General features: G+C 73.2%; 18 protein-coding genes. 13 read left to right on the forward strand and 5 right to left on the reverse strand.

Annotated features, from left to right (window positions below; genetic code table 11):
* Positions 1 to 23 precede the first annotated feature (23 nt).
* From folP to NR111_RS04150, 9 genes are all read left to right on the forward strand, one after another.
* The gene (gene folP / locus NR111_RS04110) at positions 24 to 842 is read left to right on the forward strand and encodes a dihydropteroate synthase (RefSeq protein WP_067712093.1); all 819 of its coding nucleotides are present in this window, start codon (positions 24 to 26) and stop codon (positions 840 to 842) included.
* Positions 842 to 1,252 carry a dihydroneopterin aldolase gene (gene folB, locus NR111_RS04115; RefSeq protein WP_256820009.1) on the forward strand — a complete coding sequence of 137 codons (411 nt, stop codon included), beginning with the start codon at positions 842 to 844 and terminating at the stop codon, positions 1,250 to 1,252. Before folP ends, folB begins: the two co-directional genes overlap by 1 nt.
* Positions 1,249 to 1,779, forward strand: a complete 531-nt coding sequence (folK, locus tag NR111_RS04120; protein WP_067711575.1) for a 2-amino-4-hydroxy-6-hydroxymethyldihydropteridine diphosphokinase — start codon at positions 1,249 to 1,251, stop codon at positions 1,777 to 1,779. The genes folB and folK overlap by 4 nt, the downstream gene beginning before the upstream one ends.
* Positions 1,776 to 2,252, forward strand: coding sequence for a DUF3180 domain-containing protein (locus NR111_RS04125; RefSeq protein ID WP_067711578.1), 477 nt, complete (start codon positions 1,776 to 1,778; stop codon positions 2,250 to 2,252). Before folK ends, NR111_RS04125 begins: the two co-directional genes overlap by 4 nt.
* A 100-nt stretch (positions 2,253 to 2,352) precedes the next feature.
* Positions 2,353 to 3,636 (forward strand): DUF6779 domain-containing protein, encoded by a 1,284-nt coding sequence (locus NR111_RS04130; protein ID WP_206473780.1) that lies wholly within the window; start codon positions 2,353 to 2,355, stop codon positions 3,634 to 3,636.
* A gap of 159 nt (positions 3,637 to 3,795) precedes the next feature.
* On the forward strand, positions 3,796 to 4,749 hold the full coding sequence (locus NR111_RS04135) for a Rossmann-like and DUF2520 domain-containing protein (RefSeq protein ID WP_067711581.1): 954 nt from the start codon (positions 3,796 to 3,798) through the stop codon (positions 4,747 to 4,749).
* A complete protein-coding gene (gene panC, locus NR111_RS04140; protein ID WP_067711584.1) occupies positions 4,746 to 5,732 on the forward strand; it encodes a pantoate--beta-alanine ligase in 987 nt (328 codons plus the stop codon). The genes NR111_RS04135 and panC overlap by 4 nt, the downstream gene beginning before the upstream one ends.
* Positions 5,733 to 6,158 (forward strand): aspartate 1-decarboxylase, encoded by a 426-nt coding sequence (panD, locus tag NR111_RS04145; RefSeq protein ID WP_067711586.1) that lies wholly within the window; start codon positions 5,733 to 5,735, stop codon positions 6,156 to 6,158.
* Between the two features lie 16 nt (positions 6,159 to 6,174).
* Positions 6,175 to 6,945 carry a type III pantothenate kinase gene (locus NR111_RS04150; RefSeq protein WP_067711588.1) on the forward strand — a complete coding sequence of 257 codons (771 nt, stop codon included), beginning with the start codon at positions 6,175 to 6,177 and terminating at the stop codon, positions 6,943 to 6,945.
* A gap of 252 nt (positions 6,946 to 7,197) precedes the next feature.
* On the opposite strand, the gene ygiD is transcribed toward NR111_RS04150, so the two are convergent.
* Positions 7,198 to 8,016, reverse strand: a complete 819-nt coding sequence (gene ygiD, locus NR111_RS04155; RefSeq protein ID WP_067711591.1) for a 4,5-DOPA dioxygenase extradiol — start codon at positions 8,014 to 8,016, stop codon at positions 7,198 to 7,200.
* Between the two features lie 285 nt (positions 8,017 to 8,301).
* Between ygiD and NR111_RS04160 the strand changes: the two genes are divergently transcribed.
* From NR111_RS04160 to lysS, 3 genes are all read left to right on the forward strand, one after another.
* A complete protein-coding gene (locus NR111_RS04160; protein WP_067711594.1) occupies positions 8,302 to 8,757 on the forward strand; it encodes a rhodanese-like domain-containing protein in 456 nt (151 codons plus the stop codon).
* 49 nt (positions 8,758 to 8,806) lie between these two features.
* Entirely contained in the window at positions 8,807 to 9,739 is a 933-nt protein-coding gene (gene glsA / locus NR111_RS04165) for a glutaminase A (RefSeq protein WP_067711597.1), read from the forward strand.
* Positions 9,740 to 9,801: 62 nt separating this feature from the next.
* Positions 9,802 to 11,436 carry a lysine--tRNA ligase gene (gene lysS, locus NR111_RS04170; protein WP_256820012.1) on the forward strand — a complete coding sequence of 545 codons (1,635 nt, stop codon included), beginning with the start codon at positions 9,802 to 9,804 and terminating at the stop codon, positions 11,434 to 11,436.
* Positions 11,437 to 11,509: 73 nt separating this feature from the next.
* Here lysS and NR111_RS04175 read toward each other — a convergent pair whose 3' ends face one another.
* Together NR111_RS04175 and NR111_RS04180 are read right to left on the reverse strand one after the other, a co-directional pair.
* On the reverse strand, positions 11,510 to 12,157 hold the full coding sequence (locus NR111_RS04175; RefSeq protein WP_206473784.1) for a DUF1801 domain-containing protein: 648 nt from the start codon (positions 12,155 to 12,157) through the stop codon (positions 11,510 to 11,512).
* 70 nt (positions 12,158 to 12,227) lie between these two features.
* Complete coding sequence (locus NR111_RS04180) at positions 12,228 to 12,965, reverse strand: L,D-transpeptidase (protein WP_206473785.1); 738 nt, start codon at positions 12,963 to 12,965, stop codon at positions 12,228 to 12,230.
* A gap of 157 nt (positions 12,966 to 13,122) precedes the next feature.
* Here NR111_RS04180 and NR111_RS04185 point away from each other — a divergent pair, with 157 nt between their 5' ends.
* A complete protein-coding gene (locus NR111_RS04185) occupies positions 13,123 to 13,779 on the forward strand; it encodes a L,D-transpeptidase (protein ID WP_256820013.1) in 657 nt (218 codons plus the stop codon).
* Between the two features lie 10 nt (positions 13,780 to 13,789).
* Here the strand turns inward: NR111_RS04185 and NR111_RS04190 are convergent, their stop codons facing one another.
* Positions 13,790 to 14,353, reverse strand: a complete 564-nt coding sequence (locus tag NR111_RS04190) for a hypothetical protein (protein WP_067711607.1) — start codon at positions 14,351 to 14,353, stop codon at positions 13,790 to 13,792.
* Positions 14,354 to 14,464: 111 nt separating this feature from the next.
* On the reverse strand, positions 14,465 to 15,016 hold the full coding sequence (locus NR111_RS04195) for a hypothetical protein (protein WP_256820014.1): 552 nt from the start codon (positions 15,014 to 15,016) through the stop codon (positions 14,465 to 14,467).
* Between the last annotated feature and the right edge of the window lie 85 nt (positions 15,017 to 15,101).

A 15,101-nucleotide genomic window follows, 5' to 3' on the forward strand; every position in this document is an offset into this window, starting at 1 on the left:
CCCGCCCGGACCGGTGCGCGGTGATGGGCGTCCTCAACGTCACGGCCGATTCCTTCTCCGACGGTGGGCGCCACCTCGCGCATCACGATGCCGTCGCGCACGCCCGACGCATGGTCTCCGACGGCGCCGACCTCATCGACATCGGTGGGGAGTCCACCCGGCCCGGCGCCCTCCGCGTCGAGGAGTCGGACGAGGAGCAGCGGGTCGTCCCGCTGGTCCGTGCGGTGTCCGGCCTCGCGCCGGTCTCGGTTGACACGATGCGCGCCGGGGTGGCGTCGCGTGCCCTCGAGGAGGGCGCCGCGATCGTCAACGACGTCTCGGGCGGGCTCGCCGACCCCGACATGTTGAGGGTCGTGGCCGAGCACCGCGCCTCCGTCATCCTCATGCACTGGGTGTCTCCGGACGAGTACCGCGCCGGCGCGGGAGGCCGATCCGACTACGGCGGGGATGTCGTGGGTGCGGTGCGCGACCACCTGGCCCGCCGCGCCGACGCCGCGATCGCCGCGGGGGTCGACGCCGCCGGCATCGTGCTCGACCCGGGCCTCGGCTTCGCCAAGGACGCCGACGACAACTGGGCGCTGCTGCACGGGCTGGACCGACTGACCGAGCTGGGGTTCCCGGTACTCGTCGCCGCGTCCCGCAAACGATTCCTCGGGTCGCTGCTGCCCGGATCGGACGCCCGGCCGCGCGAGGTGGCGGGCCGCGATCCGGCGACGGCCGCGATCACGTCGCTCTCCGCCGCCGCCGGCGCGTGGGCGGTCCGGGTCCATGACGTGGCCCCCAGTGCGGACGCGGTGCGGGTGGCCGCCGCGTGGGCCGCCGGACGGGCGGGGGTGAACTGATGGCGGATCGCAGCGAACTCGACCGGATCGAACTGCGGGGCCTGAAGGTGCGCGGCACGCACGGGGTCTTCGAGCACGAGAAGCGGGACGGCCAGGACTTCCTGGTCGACCTCGTCCTGTGGACCGACTTCACGGCCGCCGCCGCGTCCGACGACCTGGCCGACACCGTCGACTACGGGGCGCTGGCCCTGTTCGCCCGTGATGTGGTGGCCGGACCATCGCTCGACCTCATCGAGACCGTCGCCTCGCGGATCGCCGACGGGATCATGGAGATGGCCCCCGGTGCGGACGCGGTGGAGGTGACCCTGCACAAGCCCCAGGCGCCGATCCCGGCGGAGTTCGCCGACGTCGCCGTCGTGGCCCACCGCTCGCGCGCGGGCGGGAGCGCCGCCGCGGGGGGAGAGCGGTGAGCTGCCGGGCGGTGCTGTCGATCGGCGGCAACCAGGGGGACGCTCTCTCGCTGCTGCGGGGGGTCGTCGACGCCGCGGCCGCGGACGGCATCCTGCGCGCGGTCTCGTCGGTGTACGCCACCCCGCCGTGGGGCGGCGTCGAGCAGGACGACTTCCTCAACGCCGTCCTCGTCGTCGACCATCCCGGTTCCCCGACGGACGTCCTCGAGTGGGGTTTCGCCCGCGAGAGGGCCGCGGGCCGGACCCGCGAGGTGCGCTGGGGTCCGCGGACCCTCGACGTGGACGTGGTGACCGCCGAGCTGGACGGTGAGCCGGTGGCGTCCGACGACCCGGGGCTCACGCTGCCGCACCCCCGCGCGGCCGAGCGGGCCTTCGTGATGGTCCCGTGGCTGGAGATCGACCCGGCCGCCCGGCTGGACGGGGTGCCGGTCCGGGAGTGTCTCGACGCGCTCGATCCCGGGGACGTCGCCGCGGTGCGCCGGCTGCCCGATCCGTTGGCTCCCGGCGGCCCGGGGGGAGTGACATGACGCGTGTCGCGAAGTCCACCCTCGTCCTGGTGGCGCTCGTCGCGGCGGTGGCCGCCTACGTTCTCACCGGGTCCTTCCTCGGCGCTGTGACCCCGATCGGCTTCGGCTGGGTGACCCTCGTGGCGATCGCGGTGGTCGACGTGCTGCTGTCCCTGCGGATCCGCGCCGCGATCTCCGACGGCGGCGTCGGGCAGGACCGCAGCCAGATGCACCCGCTCACCATCGCCCGCAGCGCCGCCCTCGGACAGGCCTCCGCCGTGCTCGGCGCCGCGGGCGCCGGGGCAGGGGCCGGGCTGACGCTGTTCTTCCTGTCACGGCTCGGCGACCTCGCGGTGGCGGGCGCGGAGCTGCCCGCATCAGTCGCCGTCCTGGTGTCCGGCGCGGTGCTGGTGGCGGCGGGACTCTTCCTCGAATCGGCGTGTGAGACGCCCCCCGACGACGACGAGAACGGCGGCCTCGCCGACCCCGCCTGAGGGGCCCGGGCCGGACCGGTCCTCTCACGCCCGCCCCCGTTACCGCAGACACGCGCTGGTTACCCGTGTGACCCGTGATTCTCCGCGTATCATGCGGGGCATGAGTTCCGACGGCGCGATGGACAAGCCCCGGTCAGCTCGCCCCGCGCGAGGCGACGATCGTGGACTGGCGAACATCGCCCTGGGGGTGCTGCTCCTCCTGGCGCTCATCGCCACGATCGTGATGGTTTTCTCCGACAATCCCGTCTGGATGCGCATCGGGACACTCTCCGCACTGTGGGCCGCGTTCATCGGCGCGTTCCTCGTCGCCCGGTACCGGCGGCAGGCCGCCACCGAGGCCGCCAGGGTCCGCGACCTGCACACCGTCTACGAACTGCAGCTCGAGAGGGAGATCTCCGCCCGCCGGGAGCACGAGCTCGTCGTGGAGCGGGACCTGCGGGCCTCGGTACGCGCCGAGACCAGTGACTCGATCGTCGCACTGCGGCAGGAGATCGCGGCGCTGCGCGAGCAGCTCGGCGCACTGGGCGTCAGTCTCCCCGAGGACCGCTTCGCGGTCGGCGGGCTCGGCCCCGCCGGGCAGCTGGGTGCGGGATCGTCGCTGCCGTCCGTCCCGTCCGAGCGGGTGTCGCCCCGTCGGCGTGCCCCGGGATCGGACACCGGCCCGGTTGCGGGTCCCGGTTCCGCTTCCGGCGCGACGCGGTCCCCCGCATCATCGGCCTCCGGCGTCGGTCCGGACGCCACCCCGAGCACCGAGCGGACCGAGCGACTGTCCCCGGTCTCCGATCGGGAGTCCCGGTCGGATACGCCGACGGGGGATCCCCGTCGCCCGGCGGTGCGCCCCACGTCCGGCGCGCGCGATGCGCGTTCCGGTGCCGGCAGCAGCGCCGGCAGCAGCTCCGGCTTCGGCTCCGGCGCCACCTCGCGACCGCAGGCACGGCCCGAGCCCGCCAGCTCGCCCGAGCCCGCGCGTACGCCCGCGAATACGAGCACGAGCACGAGCTCCCGGCCCGCGGCGTCGGCCGTCGAGGGCGCCACGTCGGACAAGACCGCCGCGTCGGGATCCCCGGCGGCGTCCGGGGGCGCGGCCGCGTCCGGCTCCTCGGAGAAGGCCGGCAAGCACGAGTCGCCCACCCCTTCCGAGAAGGCCGGCAAGCACGAGTCGCCCACGCCCTCCGAGAAGGCCGGCAAACACGAGTCGCCCGCCACGGCCGGCGAGACGGCCACGCTGCCGCGGTCGCAGTCGACGCAGGCCCCGGCCACCGAGTCGGCTTCGCCGAGTCGCCACGGTGAGGGCTCGGGTCTGTCGGTGGCAGAACTCATGGCGCGGCTGGGGGAGGGGTCCGAATCCACTTCGGGTCGCCGCCGCCGTCGCGCGGAGGACTGAGCCGCGCCGACGGTGGCGCCGCCCCTCGCACCGGTTGTGTGAAGTACGCCACTCGATGCTGCTCGTGGCCGCAGCCGCGACTACTCTCGCCTGCGAGATGTCCGGGACCCACCATCAGTGAGTGGGCCTGGAACGGATCGAGCACTGGAGAACCCTGAGATGTCCGACCACGGCGTCACCGGAACACCCCCTGCCCGCCTGTCCATCGGCCTCGTGTCCGCGGGTCGCGTGGGCACCGCTGTGGGCGCCGCGCTCGAGCGGCGGGGACACGTCGTCTCCGCCCTCGTCGCACGCTCGTCGCAGTCGCGGGACCTCGCTGCCCGCCGCCTCCCCGAGGCCCGCACCACCGATCCCGCCGGCGCGGCGGCGGCGGGCGAACTCCTCATCCTCGCGGTGCCGGACTCGGCCCTGCCCGGGGTCGTGGCCGAGCTCGCCGACGCGAACGCCTTCCGTCCGGGCCACATCGTCGTCCACGTGGCCGGCGCGGTGGGCGCGGAGGTCCTGCGCCCCGCCGCCGACGCCGGAGCCGTGGTCGTCGCCGCGCACCCGGCCATGACCTTCACCGGGGGAGCGGCCGATATCGACCGCATGGAGGGGTGCTCGTGGGCGCTCACCTCCCCGGACGAGATCGGACTGGTCGTCGGCCAGATGCTGGTCATGGAGACCGGTGGCCTGCCCGTCACCGTCGCCGAATCCCACCGGGCCCTCTACCACGCGGCCCTCGCGCACGGCGCCAACCACCTCGTCACCCTCGTGAACGACGCCGCCGAGGCGCTCGCCGCGTCGTTCGCCGTCCTGCCCGGGGGCGGAGTCGAGGGCGATCCCGACGGCATGCTCGGGCAGGACGCGGAGGCGCTCGCGCGCCGCACCCTGGAGCCGCTCCTGCGGGCCGCCCTCGACAACGTCCTGGCCTCCGGGGACTCGGCCCTGACCGGTCCGGTGATGCGCGGTGACGCCGTCACGGTCTCCCGTCACCTCGATGCCCTCGAGGACGTCGACGGGGGCATCGCCGCCGGCTACCGGGCGCTCGCGCTGCGCACCGCCGACCGCGTCGGGGCCGGAGCCGACGTGACCGACCTCTTGGCCCCCGACCTCACGGAGCAGCTTCGATGACCCCCACCACCTTCGCGGTCCGGACCGCGGTCCCCGGTCGCCCGAACACCGGATACAACCGGGGTGAGCTGACCATTCACCACGACCCGTCCTCGCTGCGCGCGGTCACCGAGTCGCTGCGCAAGGTCGGCAAGCAGATCACGTTCGTCCCCACCATGGGTGCCCTCCACGAGGGGCATCTCGCGCTGGTCGAGGCGGCCCGCCGCACCCCGGGGTCGGTCGTGGTGGTGTCGATCTTCGTCAACCCGCTGCAGTTCGGGCCCGGCGAGGACCTCGACGCCTACCCGCGCACCCTCGACGAGGACGTGGCCCGGCTCGCCGACGCCGGCGTGGAACTCGTCTTCGCGCCCAGCGCGGCCACCATGTACCCGGACGGCCCCCGCACGACGGTGCAGCCCGGCCCGACCGGTGAGATCCTCGACGGGGCCGCGCGACCCGGCCACTTCGCCGGGATGCTCACCGTGGTGAACAAGTTGTTCAACATCGTCTCCCCCCACCAGGCGTTCTTCGGGGAGAAGGACTACCAGCAGTTGGTGCTCATCCGCCAGATGGTGACGGACCTGGACATGGACGTGCGCGTGGTCGGCGTCCCGACCATCCGGGAGTCGGACGGGCTGGCGATGAGCTCCCGCAACCGCTACCTGTCCGCCGAGGAGCGGGAAGCGGCCACCGTCCTCAACGCCGCCCTCGTGGCGGGGACGTTCGCCGCGAAGGGCGGACGCCGGGCCGTCGTCGACGCCGCCCGCGCGGTCCTGGACGAGCGGCCGCAGATCTCGATCGACTACCTCGAGCTGCGCGCCGGGGACCTCGGGGAACCGCCGGAGGAGGGTCCCGGCAGGCTTCTCGTCGCGGCCCGCATCGGGACCACCAGACTCATCGACAACGTCGGCGTGGCGATCGGTACCGGCTTCGTCGCCGCCGCCGAGGCCACCGTCGCCGCCCAACAGGCCGAGATGGCCCGTGACCTCGAGGAAGGCCAGTAGATGCAGCGCACCATGCTCCACTCCAAGATCCACCGTGCCACCGTCACCCAGGCCGACCTGCACTACGTCGGTTCCTGCACGATCGACGCCGACCTCATGGACGCCGCCGACCTGCTCGAGGGCCAGCAGATCGACATCGTCGACATCGACAACGGCGCCCGCCTGACCACCTACGCCATCACCGGCGAGCGCGGCTCCGGCGTGATCAGCATCAACGGTGCCGCCGCCCACCTCGTGCACCCCGGCGACCTGGTCATCATCATCGCCTACGCCCAGATGTCCGACGCCGAGGCGCGGGCCTACTCCCCCCGCGTGGTGTTCGTCGACGGCGACAACCGCATGCTCACCGAGGGCACCGACCCCGCGGACGTGCCCGAGGGCTCGGGTCTGAAGAACCCCCGCGTGCCGGAGCCCGCCGCCGTCTAGGCAGCGCGGACAGAAGATGCTGCTCACCGTCGACGTCGGCAACACCCACATCCGGCTCGGCATCTTCCCCCCGGGCGGCGGGCCGCTCGTGCGCACCTGGAGTATGCGCACGTCACCGGCGGTGACCTCGGACGAACTCGCCTTGACGATCCGCGGCCTGCTGGGGGACTGCGCGCAGCAGCTCACCGGAATCTCCGCGATGTCCGTGGTCCCGTCTGTCACCGGGGAACTGCGCCGGATGGCCGCCGACTACTGGCCGGGACTTCCGGCCGTCGTCGTCGCGCCCGGGGTGAAGACCGGGGTGCCGCTCAAGGTCGACAACCCGCGGGAGGTGGGCTCGGACCGCGTGGTCAACGCGTTGGCCGCCCACACGCTGTTCGAGGGGCCCGTCGTCGTCGTCGACGTCGACACGGCGACCACCGTCGACGCCGTCTCCGCCCGCGGCGAGCTGCTCGGTGGGGCGATCGCGCCCGGCATCGACATCTCCGTCGACGCCCTCGCCGAGCGCGCCGCCGCCCTGCGCAAGATCGAGGTCGTGCGGCCGAAGGGGGCCCTGGGCAAGAACACCGTCGCGGCACTCCAGGCCGGCATCGTGATCGGGTTCGCCGGCCAGATCGACGCACTCGTGGACCGGCTGCGCACCGACGTCCCCGAGCTCGCCGACGCCTCCGTCGTCCTCACGGGGCTGCGCGCGGACGTGGTGGCGGAGGAATCCCGGACCATCACCGACGTCGAGCCCGAACTGGCGCTGGAGGGCCTGCGGTTGGTGTTCGAGAGGAATTCCTGAGCTGAGCAGCTCGCCGAGGTCATGCCTCGCACGCAGGGGCTCCCGCGCATGGACTCTCGCTCGCGCCCCTGTCCGCCGGAAACGCAGCCGCCCGCGGCGATGGCGTCTGGCCTGCACCGCGGGGCGCGCGAGACGCCATCGAGAGAAGCGACTGTCGGGGGGCGAGCAGGCGGCCGAGCGGATGCCGGGGCCGTGGCTCAGGCCCGCGCGGCCGCCGGACGCGGGAGGGAGACCGGGCCCGGGGCCCAGGGCTCAGGCCGCCGAGCGGTAGCTGGTCATGGAGACCGAGCCCCAGGCGTAGCCCCTGGTGAACGCGTCGAGCGTCTCGCCGGAGCCCGCCGCCATTCCCGCCGTGTACAGCAGCGGCAGGAAGTGGTCCGCCGTGGGCACGGCCAGCCGGGCGTCCGGGTGCTCGGTCAGCGCGAGGGCGTCCTCGGGGCGCGTGGTGAGCAACTCCCGGGCGTGGTCGTCGAACCGGTGGGCCCAGTCGGTGCCCGTGTCGCCGAGCGACGGGTCCACCGCCGCGAGGTTGTGCACCACGTTGCCGCTGGCCAGCACGAGGACGCCCGAATCCCGCAGGGCGGCCAGCCGGGTGCCCAGGTCGAAGTGGTAACCCGCCGGCTTGGACGCGTCCACCGACAATTGCGCCACCGGCACGTCCGCGTCGGGGAACACGTGCGTGAGGACGGACCACGTGCCGTGGTCCAGGCCCCAGGAGTCCTGGTCGGCGCCGACCCAGGTGGGCTTGACGACATCGGCCACCTCGTCCACGAGTTCCGGGGCGCCCGCGGCGGGGTACTCGAACTCGTTGAGCTCGCGGGGGAAGCCGTAGAAGTCGTGGATGGTGCGCGGCGCCGACATCGCGGTGACCGCCGTGGCGCCTATGTACCAGTGCGCCGACACCGCCAGTACGGCCCGCGGCCGCTCGGGAAGGGATGCGCCGAGGGCGGCCCACTGGCGGGTCCACTCGTTCTCCTCGAGGGCGTTGAGGGGAACGCCGTGTCCGATGAAGACGGCGGGCTGTCGGGCGGTCGAGGGGGACGGGGCGGTCGGGGCGGTCGGGGCGGTCATGGTTCTCCTTCTCTCACATACATGATGCATCAACTACGCGGCCGGGCGCCAGTGTCGACCGCCACGCCGACCCCGTGCGCCGACCGCCACGCCGGCCCCGCGTGCCCACCCCGTGCGCGAGCGATCCTTGCGGTAGATAGACCGGTCTGTCTACTATGGCCGCATGACAACGCGACGAATGCCCCCGGCCGGTCCGGTGGCCTCCGCGCGCGTCCAGCACAGGTGTCCCCGACCGGCAGGCCCCCGCCACACCCCAGCCGCCCTCACCCCTCCCGGGAGCACCGCATGACCACCAGCTTCAGCACCACCTCCGCCACGACGGGAACCCCCGCCCCGGCGACGTCGTCCAGCACGGGCGCCGCGACCACCCTCGCCGCCGGCGACTACCCCGCGGCGGTCCGTGCGGGCGCCCTCGTCGTCGACATCCGGTCCCGGGCCCAGCGTGAGCGCCAGGGAGTGCTCGCGGGCGCCGTCGCGGTGGAGGCCCGGCCCGTCGTCGACCTCCTCGACCCCCGATCGGCGGCGCCGCTCGCCGCCGTCGCCGACGGCAGGGCGGTCGTCCTCGTCAGCGACGACGGCCTCGACGCCGAACTGTTCGCCCTGGAGCTCCATTCGCGCGGCGTCCGCGGGGTCCGCGCGGTGGACGGCGGCCACGACGCGCTCCGGGCCGCCCGGGCGCTTGCCCTGCTCTCCGGGGCCGACCACCTGCTGCGGGAGCGCTCGGCCATCTCGGCCCACTGAGCCCGGTCGACCGGGGGCGTCGACACGCCGGCGCCGGTACGGTCGCACCATGACGGACATCTCCGCAGACCTGCTGGCCGAGATCCTCGACGAGGTCCGGGAGGACGCCTCCGGCGACGTCGTCCCTCACCTCGGCGACTACGAGCACCCCCACCCCGACGCCCTCGCGCTGGCGGTCTGCGACCTGGACGGCCACGTCGTCTCGGCCGGCGATGACGAGACGCTCTTCGACCTGCAGTCCGCGTCCAAGCCGTTCGTCTACGCGCTCGCGCTGGACCAGAAGGGCGTCGACGTGGTCGCGAAGCGGATCGGGGTGGAACCCTCCGGGGACCCGTTCAACGAGATCTCCCTCGAGGCCGGCACCGGCCGCGCCCCCAACGCCCTCGTCAACGCCGGCGCGCTGGCCGCGCACGCGCTCGTGGGGGAGGAGGACGACGACGAGGACACCCGTTTCGAACAGATCCGCGTGATGTTCTCCCGCCTCGTGGGCCGGGAGGTCGAGGTCGACCAGCAGATCATCGACATCGAGGCCCGGAGCGCCCACCGGAACCAGGCGCTGGCGCATCTGCTGGCGGAGGAGGGCACCCTGGCCGACGACCCCCACCAGGTGGTCTCCGGGTACGGCCGGCAGTGCGCCATCCGGGTGGACACCCGCGAGCTGGCGCACATGGCCGCGATGTTCGCGGGCGGCGGGCGGCTGCCGGGTGACGGTGAGCAGGTCCTGGGTCGACGGGCGGTGCGCTACGCCAACAGTGTGATGTTCACGTGCGGCATGTACGACGCGGCCGGGGACTGGGTCTACCAGGTGGGTCTGCCCGCCAAGAGCGGCGTCTCGGGGTGCCTGTTCGCGGTGGTGCCCGGCCGGCTCGGGGTGGCCGCGTACTCGCCCCGGTTGGACGAGCACGGCAACAGTGTGCGCGCCGCCGCCGCGATCGAGGCGCTGTCCGACCGACTGGAGCTGCACGTCCTCGACATGGCCTGAGGCCGACGGGTCGCAGCCCACGGGTTCGGTCCCCGGGCCGGTCACGACTATCCTCGACAGTCGTGACCGATTCGACTCCCGCCGCGCCCGGGGCCGCCACCGGTGAGCCCGCCGACGACACCCCTGAGCAGCTGCGCATCCGCCGCGACAAGCGGCAGCGCATCCTCGACTCCGGGGCGCAGGCCTACCCGGTGGAGGTCCCCCGTACCCACGGGCTCGCCGAGATCACCTCGGACCCCCGCTTCACCGCGCTGGAGCCGGGTGAGGAGACCGACGCCCGGGTCTCGGTGGCGGGCCGGGTCCTGTTCATCCGCAACACGGGCAAGCTGTGCTTCGTGCGCCTGCAGGACGGTCTCGACCCGTCAGCGGACCTGTCCGCCCCGGTGGCGGAGGGGGAGGTGGGACCGCTCACCCCGCAGCTGCAGGTGATGCTCTCGCTGGCAGCCGTCGGCCAGGAGCGTCTCGACGCGTGGAAGCAGGACGTCGACCTCGGTGACCATGTCTCGGTGACCGGCCGGGTGGTCCGGTCCAAGCGCGGTGAGCTGTCCGTCATGGCCGATTCCTGGGTGCTGGCGGCCAAGTCGCTGCGCCCGCTGCCGGTGGCGCACAAGGAGCTGAGCGAGGACACCCGCGTCCGCCAGCGCTACACCGACCTGATCATGCGGGACGCCGCCCGCCGCAACGCCGTCACCCGCATCAAGGTGGTCCGCGCCCTGCGTGACGCCCTGGAGAAGCGCGGCTTCCTCGAGGTGGAGACGCCGATGCTGCAGACCCTGCACGGCGGCGCGGCGGCCCGGCCGTTCATCACCCATTCCAACGCGCTCGACCTGGACCTCTACCTGCGCATCGCCCCCGAGCTGTTCCTCAAGCGCTGCGTGGTGGGCGGGATCGAGCGGGTCTTCGAGATCAACCGCAACTTCCGCAACGAGGGCGTGGACTCCTCGCACAGTCCCGAGTTCGCGATGCTCGAGACCTATCAGGCCTACGGGGACTACGACACGTCAGCCACGATGATCCGCGAGGTCATCCAGGAGGTCGCGCACGCGGTGTTCGGCTCCACGACGGTCACGCTCGCCGACGGCACCGAGTACGACCTCGGCGGTCAGTGGCGCGAGATGCGGATGTACCCGTCCCTCAACGAGGCGCTGCGCGCCAAGCACCCCGGGGTGGTGGGGGACGACGACGAGGACCCCGTCACGGTCGACTCGACGGTCGACGAGCTCACCGAACTGGCGGGCAGGGTCGGGCTGGAGGTCCCCAGTGGCCAGGGGTGGCTGCACGGCAAGCTCGTCGAGGAGCTCTGGGAGCACCTGTGCGGCGATCAGCTCGACGGACCGGTCTTCGTGCGGGACTTCCCCGTGGAGACCTCGCCGTTGACCCGCGATCACCGCACCGACCGCGGGGTCACGGAGAAATGGGACCTGTACGTCCGCGGATTCGAGCTGGCGACCGGCTACTCGGAGCTCGTCGATCCCGTCATCCAGCGTCAGCGCTTCGAGGACCAGGCACGGCTCGCGGCGGCGGGTGACGACGAGGCGATGGTGCTTGACGAGGAGTTCCTCGCCGCGATGGAGCAGGGCATGCCGCCGACCACCGGGCTCGGGATGGGGATCGACCGGCTGCTCATGGCGCTGACCGGCCTGGGCATCCGCGAGACCATCCTGTTCCCGATGGTCAAGCCGCTGCCGCGCGACTGACGGCGGCGGCCGGCCGGCCGGGTGGGGCCGCGGCCGGGTGGGGCTGCGGCCCGGCCGGCGCTCGGGTCGCCGGTCAAGGCGCCCCCGCGCCGGCCGCCCGCCGGTCCCACGCGCTGGCGACCATGTCGCGCAGCGCGCGGGCGTCGATCTGGTCGAGCCTGGTCACGTAGAGGCAGCCCTTCCCGCTCTTGTGGGGGCCGAGTCGGGCCAGTTGCTCCTCCTCGTCCGGCCCGCCCAGGAGCCCGTAGAGGGATGTTGCCGACGACCTCGGGCTGAAGCCCACCACGAAGGTGTCGCCCTCCCGGCCGCTGTCGTAGACGTAGTGGCTGTGTCCGTATCCGACGATCGAACCGGCCCACATCGAGGCCGGCTCCCCGGTGACCTCGTCGAACATCGCGAGCAGCCGCAGGCCGTCGTCGACGCGCCGAGCGGTGGGAAGGCCCTCGATCCACTGCCTCGGCGGCGCCCCGGTGGGTAGTAGCGCGGTGTTGTCGTTGCGGCCGGTGGCCGCGGGCCGGGACACGGGGGCGGAGAACGCGAGCCCGGCGGCGGTCAGCGCCTCGCGCAGGACGCCGAGCTGGGACGGTCCCACCCCGTGGAGCGCGAGGACGTCCTTCTCCGGGGTGCCGTCGAGGTGCCGCAGGTCGGTGATTCCCGCGGTGGCCAGGGCGCGCGTCGCCGGGGCCGAGAGCCGTGGCAGCGGCAGCGGAGGACCTGTCATGCCCACGACGCTAGACCGGAATGTGGGGCCCGACCAGGTTCAGGTGCACAACGATCGCCCCGCCCCGTGGTCAGAATGCGACGATCTCGTCCCCGACCCTCAGCTGCTCGAAGAAGTGTGCGGCCGCCTGCTGGCCCAGGTGGACGCACCCGTGGGACGGTTCGTCCAGCCGACCCTGGTGGAATGCCATGCCGTCCACGGTGAAGTAGGTCGAGTACGGCATCGGGGAGTCGAAGACCCGGCTGTGGTCGTGGCGCACGTGCCGCAGGATCCGGTGCGCGCCCCGCGCGGTCTCGTAGCCGGGCATGCCGGTGGTCACGGGGACGGGACCGTAGGTGATCTCCCCGTCGTCGACCATCCAGGCCCGCTTGCCGTCGACGTCGACGCACGCCCGGGCGGTCGGTGGGCACCGGGATGGCGCGGGTTCGCCGACGGCGTCCGGGGCGCTGGGACCGTTCCCCAGCAGGGTCTGACGCATCAGTTCGTCCACCTCTTTGGCCTCGACGGGGCCGCCGGCCAGCACGTCGCGGGCGACGAGGTCCACGTCGGTCAGGTGGGCCGGCTGCCCCTGTTCCTCCAGGACCCGGTGGGCGACCGAGCGGACCATCTGCTCGTCGACGGCCGCCGGCCGAGGGGGAGGATCGATCACGGCCGGTGTGCCCGTCTCCACGACCGCGGCGGGGTCGGCGGGCGGGGCGGGCGAGGGCGACATCCCGGACGCCGTCCCGGCGACGGAGGCGCCGAGGAGGGCGGCGGCGCCGAACGCCAGCAGCCGGACCCGGCCGGTGGTACTGCTCCGAGTGGCCATGCCGCGACCCTATCCATTCCCAACTCGCGGGTCAGCCGGCCCGCGAACTCCCGGACCCCGTTTCGGCACCCGCCCGCCGGGAACGTCCGTGGGGACGAGACCGGAACGTGATTGCGAGTCGCCCGTCCAGGCGATCCGGGTGGGCGATAATCCGGGTATGGACACACTCTTATCGCGCGCGGGAGCGGTGGTGGCCGCCGCGCTGATCGCCGTCGGAGGGGCGGCCCCGGTGGCGTCCGCGCAGTTGCCGGTCGCCCTCCCGGCAGAGGTGCAGCAGGTGGTGGACCAGGCGCAGGCGGGCTCGGCGCAGGCGGAGGAGCAGGTGCGGACCTCGGTGGGCGGCTCGCTCGCCGCCGCCGGCATCACCCCGCCACCAGGTCTCGCCCCGCCATCCGGTCTCGCCCCGTCGCAGGCCCGCTCACCGCAGCCCGCCCCGCCTCCGCCTCCGCCCCCGGACCCGACCCCGCAGAGCCCGTGCCCGCGCACCGCCGCGGCGTGTGTGGACCTGGACGGGAACCGGACGTGGCTGCAGTCCGGGGAGCGTCTGAGCTACGGGCCGGTGCGGATGTCCCACGGCATGGCAGGTTGGGAGACCCCCAGGGGGACCTATCAGGTCACGCGAAAAGTGCGGCACGAGGTGAGCCGGTTGTTCGACAACGCGCCCATGCCCTACGCGGTGTACTTCGTCGGAGGGATCGCGTTCCACGAGGGCGATCCCACGGTGGAGTCGCACGGGTGCATCCGCCTGGACCAGCCCGCGGCCGCCACCTTCTTCGATCGACTGGAGGTCGGCGACACGGTGGTGGTGTTCTAGATCGCCCGTACTAGATCACCTGCGCGTCCATCGGTCGGTGGCCCGAACCGGGGTCCGGGTGGACGTACTCGGCGGTGAGGGCGGCCCAGGCCGACACCGCCGCCACCGTGACGAAGCCCAGGGCCGCCACGTAGGGCCCGAAGGTGACCGACGCGTCCGACGGCAGGCCGGACAGCATGGGTTCCGCCTCCCCCGTGGAGGCGATGAGGATCCACACGAACGCGAGGTGTCCGACCAGGGCGCCCGACGCCACCACCGCGGCCGCCAGTGCGAACGCGCCCAGTCGGGTCGCGGCGGTCGCCGCCACCAACAGGAGCATTCCCACCAGGCCCAGGTAGAGCACGGGTGCCACGCTGCGGACGTCGATGAGGTCGGTGATCCCCAGCGCGGTGATCTGCTCTCCCCGCCCGGTGCTCAACCAGGGCAGGTAGAGGCTGAGCAGGGCCACGGCCAGGCCTCCGACCTCCACCAGCGCGCAGAGCCGGCTTCGGCCGCGGGATATGACCTTGGTCCGGGTGGGGGTCCTCGTCGGGAGGGGGATCCGGTGGGGTGGGGGAGGTGTGTACGCGGCCATGAGGATCGCCTTTCGGCGACGCAGGGCCGCCAGTGTGGTCCTGACCTGATGATATGCCCGAACCGTCAGTGCATCCACCCGATGCGGCGGGCCCGCGTCGGCCGGCGTCGCTCAGTCCCGGAGGTGTCGCCCCGCCTCGACGTCCGGGAAGAGGTAGTCGGCGGCGCGGGCCGCCCATACGGACCCGGCAGCCACGAGGACGAACCCCAGCGCGGCCACGTAGGGGCCGAACATCACGGATGCGTCGGACGGCAGCCCCGCCAGGATCGGGTCCGCGCTGCCGGTGGAGGTACCGAGCGTCCACACGAATGCGAGGTGGGCGGCCAGCACGGCCAGCGCCACGATCGCGCTCGCGTAGGCGAAGGCGCCGAGTCGGGTCACCGTGGTCACCACCACCAGGAAGGACATCAGGACCAGCCCGAGGAAGAGGACCGGGGCGACGCCACGGACGTCGATGATCTCGGTGATGCCGATCGCCGTGATCTGTCCGCCCCCGTCGGCGGAGAGCCAGGGGAGGTAGAGGCTGAGCAGCGCCGCTCCGAGGCCCGCCACCGCGATGAGGGCGCCGATCCGGTTCCGCACGTGCGGGATGAGCCCGTCGTGGGAGGGGGACGTCTCGGAGCGGTCCTCGCGGTGGGGCGCGCGAGGCGTGTACGCGGTCATGTCGATCACCCTTCCGGCACGGACGTGCACTTGTGGTGTACGTCACATCCTAGTCCCGGATCGCCCGGGGATCCACCGCCGGTCA

The organism is Dietzia sp. Die43, assembly GCF_024519835.1.
Lineage (GTDB): Bacteria > Actinomycetota > Actinomycetes > Mycobacteriales > Mycobacteriaceae > Dietzia > Dietzia kunjamensis.

Excerpts from the sequence above, each read along its gene's own strand:
- folP (WP_067712093.1), top strand. The coding sequence starts at position 24 with ATGGGCGTCCTCAACGTCACGGCCGATTCCTTCTCCGACGGTGGGCGC.
- folB (WP_256820009.1), top strand. The coding sequence starts at position 842 with ATGGCGGATCGCAGCGAACTCGACCGGATCGAACTGCGGGGCCTGAAG.
- NR111_RS04125 (WP_067711578.1), top strand. The coding sequence starts at position 1,776 with ATGACGCGTGTCGCGAAGTCCACCCTCGTCCTGGTGGCGCTCGTCGCG.
- NR111_RS04130 (WP_206473780.1), top strand. The coding sequence starts at position 2,353 with ATGAGTTCCGACGGCGCGATGGACAAGCCCCGGTCAGCTCGCCCCGCG.
- NR111_RS04135 (WP_067711581.1), top strand. The coding sequence starts at position 3,796 with ATGTCCGACCACGGCGTCACCGGAACACCCCCTGCCCGCCTGTCCATC.
- panC (WP_067711584.1), top strand. The coding sequence starts at position 4,746 with ATGACCCCCACCACCTTCGCGGTCCGGACCGCGGTCCCCGGTCGCCCG.
- panD (WP_067711586.1), top strand. The coding sequence starts at position 5,733 with ATGCAGCGCACCATGCTCCACTCCAAGATCCACCGTGCCACCGTCACC.
- NR111_RS04150 (WP_067711588.1), top strand. The coding sequence starts at position 6,175 with ATGCTGCTCACCGTCGACGTCGGCAACACCCACATCCGGCTCGGCATC.
- ygiD (WP_067711591.1), bottom strand. The coding sequence starts at position 8,016 with ATGACCGCCCCGACCGCCCCGACCGCCCCGTCCCCCTCGACCGCCCGA.
- NR111_RS04160 (WP_067711594.1), top strand. The coding sequence starts at position 8,302 with ATGACCACCAGCTTCAGCACCACCTCCGCCACGACGGGAACCCCCGCC.
- glsA (WP_067711597.1), top strand. The coding sequence starts at position 8,807 with ATGACGGACATCTCCGCAGACCTGCTGGCCGAGATCCTCGACGAGGTC.
- NR111_RS04175 (WP_206473784.1), bottom strand. The coding sequence starts at position 12,157 with ATGACAGGTCCTCCGCTGCCGCTGCCACGGCTCTCGGCCCCGGCGACG.
- NR111_RS04180 (WP_206473785.1), bottom strand. The coding sequence starts at position 12,965 with ATGGCCACTCGGAGCAGTACCACCGGCCGGGTCCGGCTGCTGGCGTTC.
- NR111_RS04185 (WP_256820013.1), top strand. The coding sequence starts at position 13,123 with ATGGACACACTCTTATCGCGCGCGGGAGCGGTGGTGGCCGCCGCGCTG.
- NR111_RS04190 (WP_067711607.1), bottom strand. The coding sequence starts at position 14,353 with ATGGCCGCGTACACACCTCCCCCACCCCACCGGATCCCCCTCCCGACG.
- NR111_RS04195 (WP_256820014.1), bottom strand. The coding sequence starts at position 15,016 with ATGACCGCGTACACGCCTCGCGCGCCCCACCGCGAGGACCGCTCCGAG.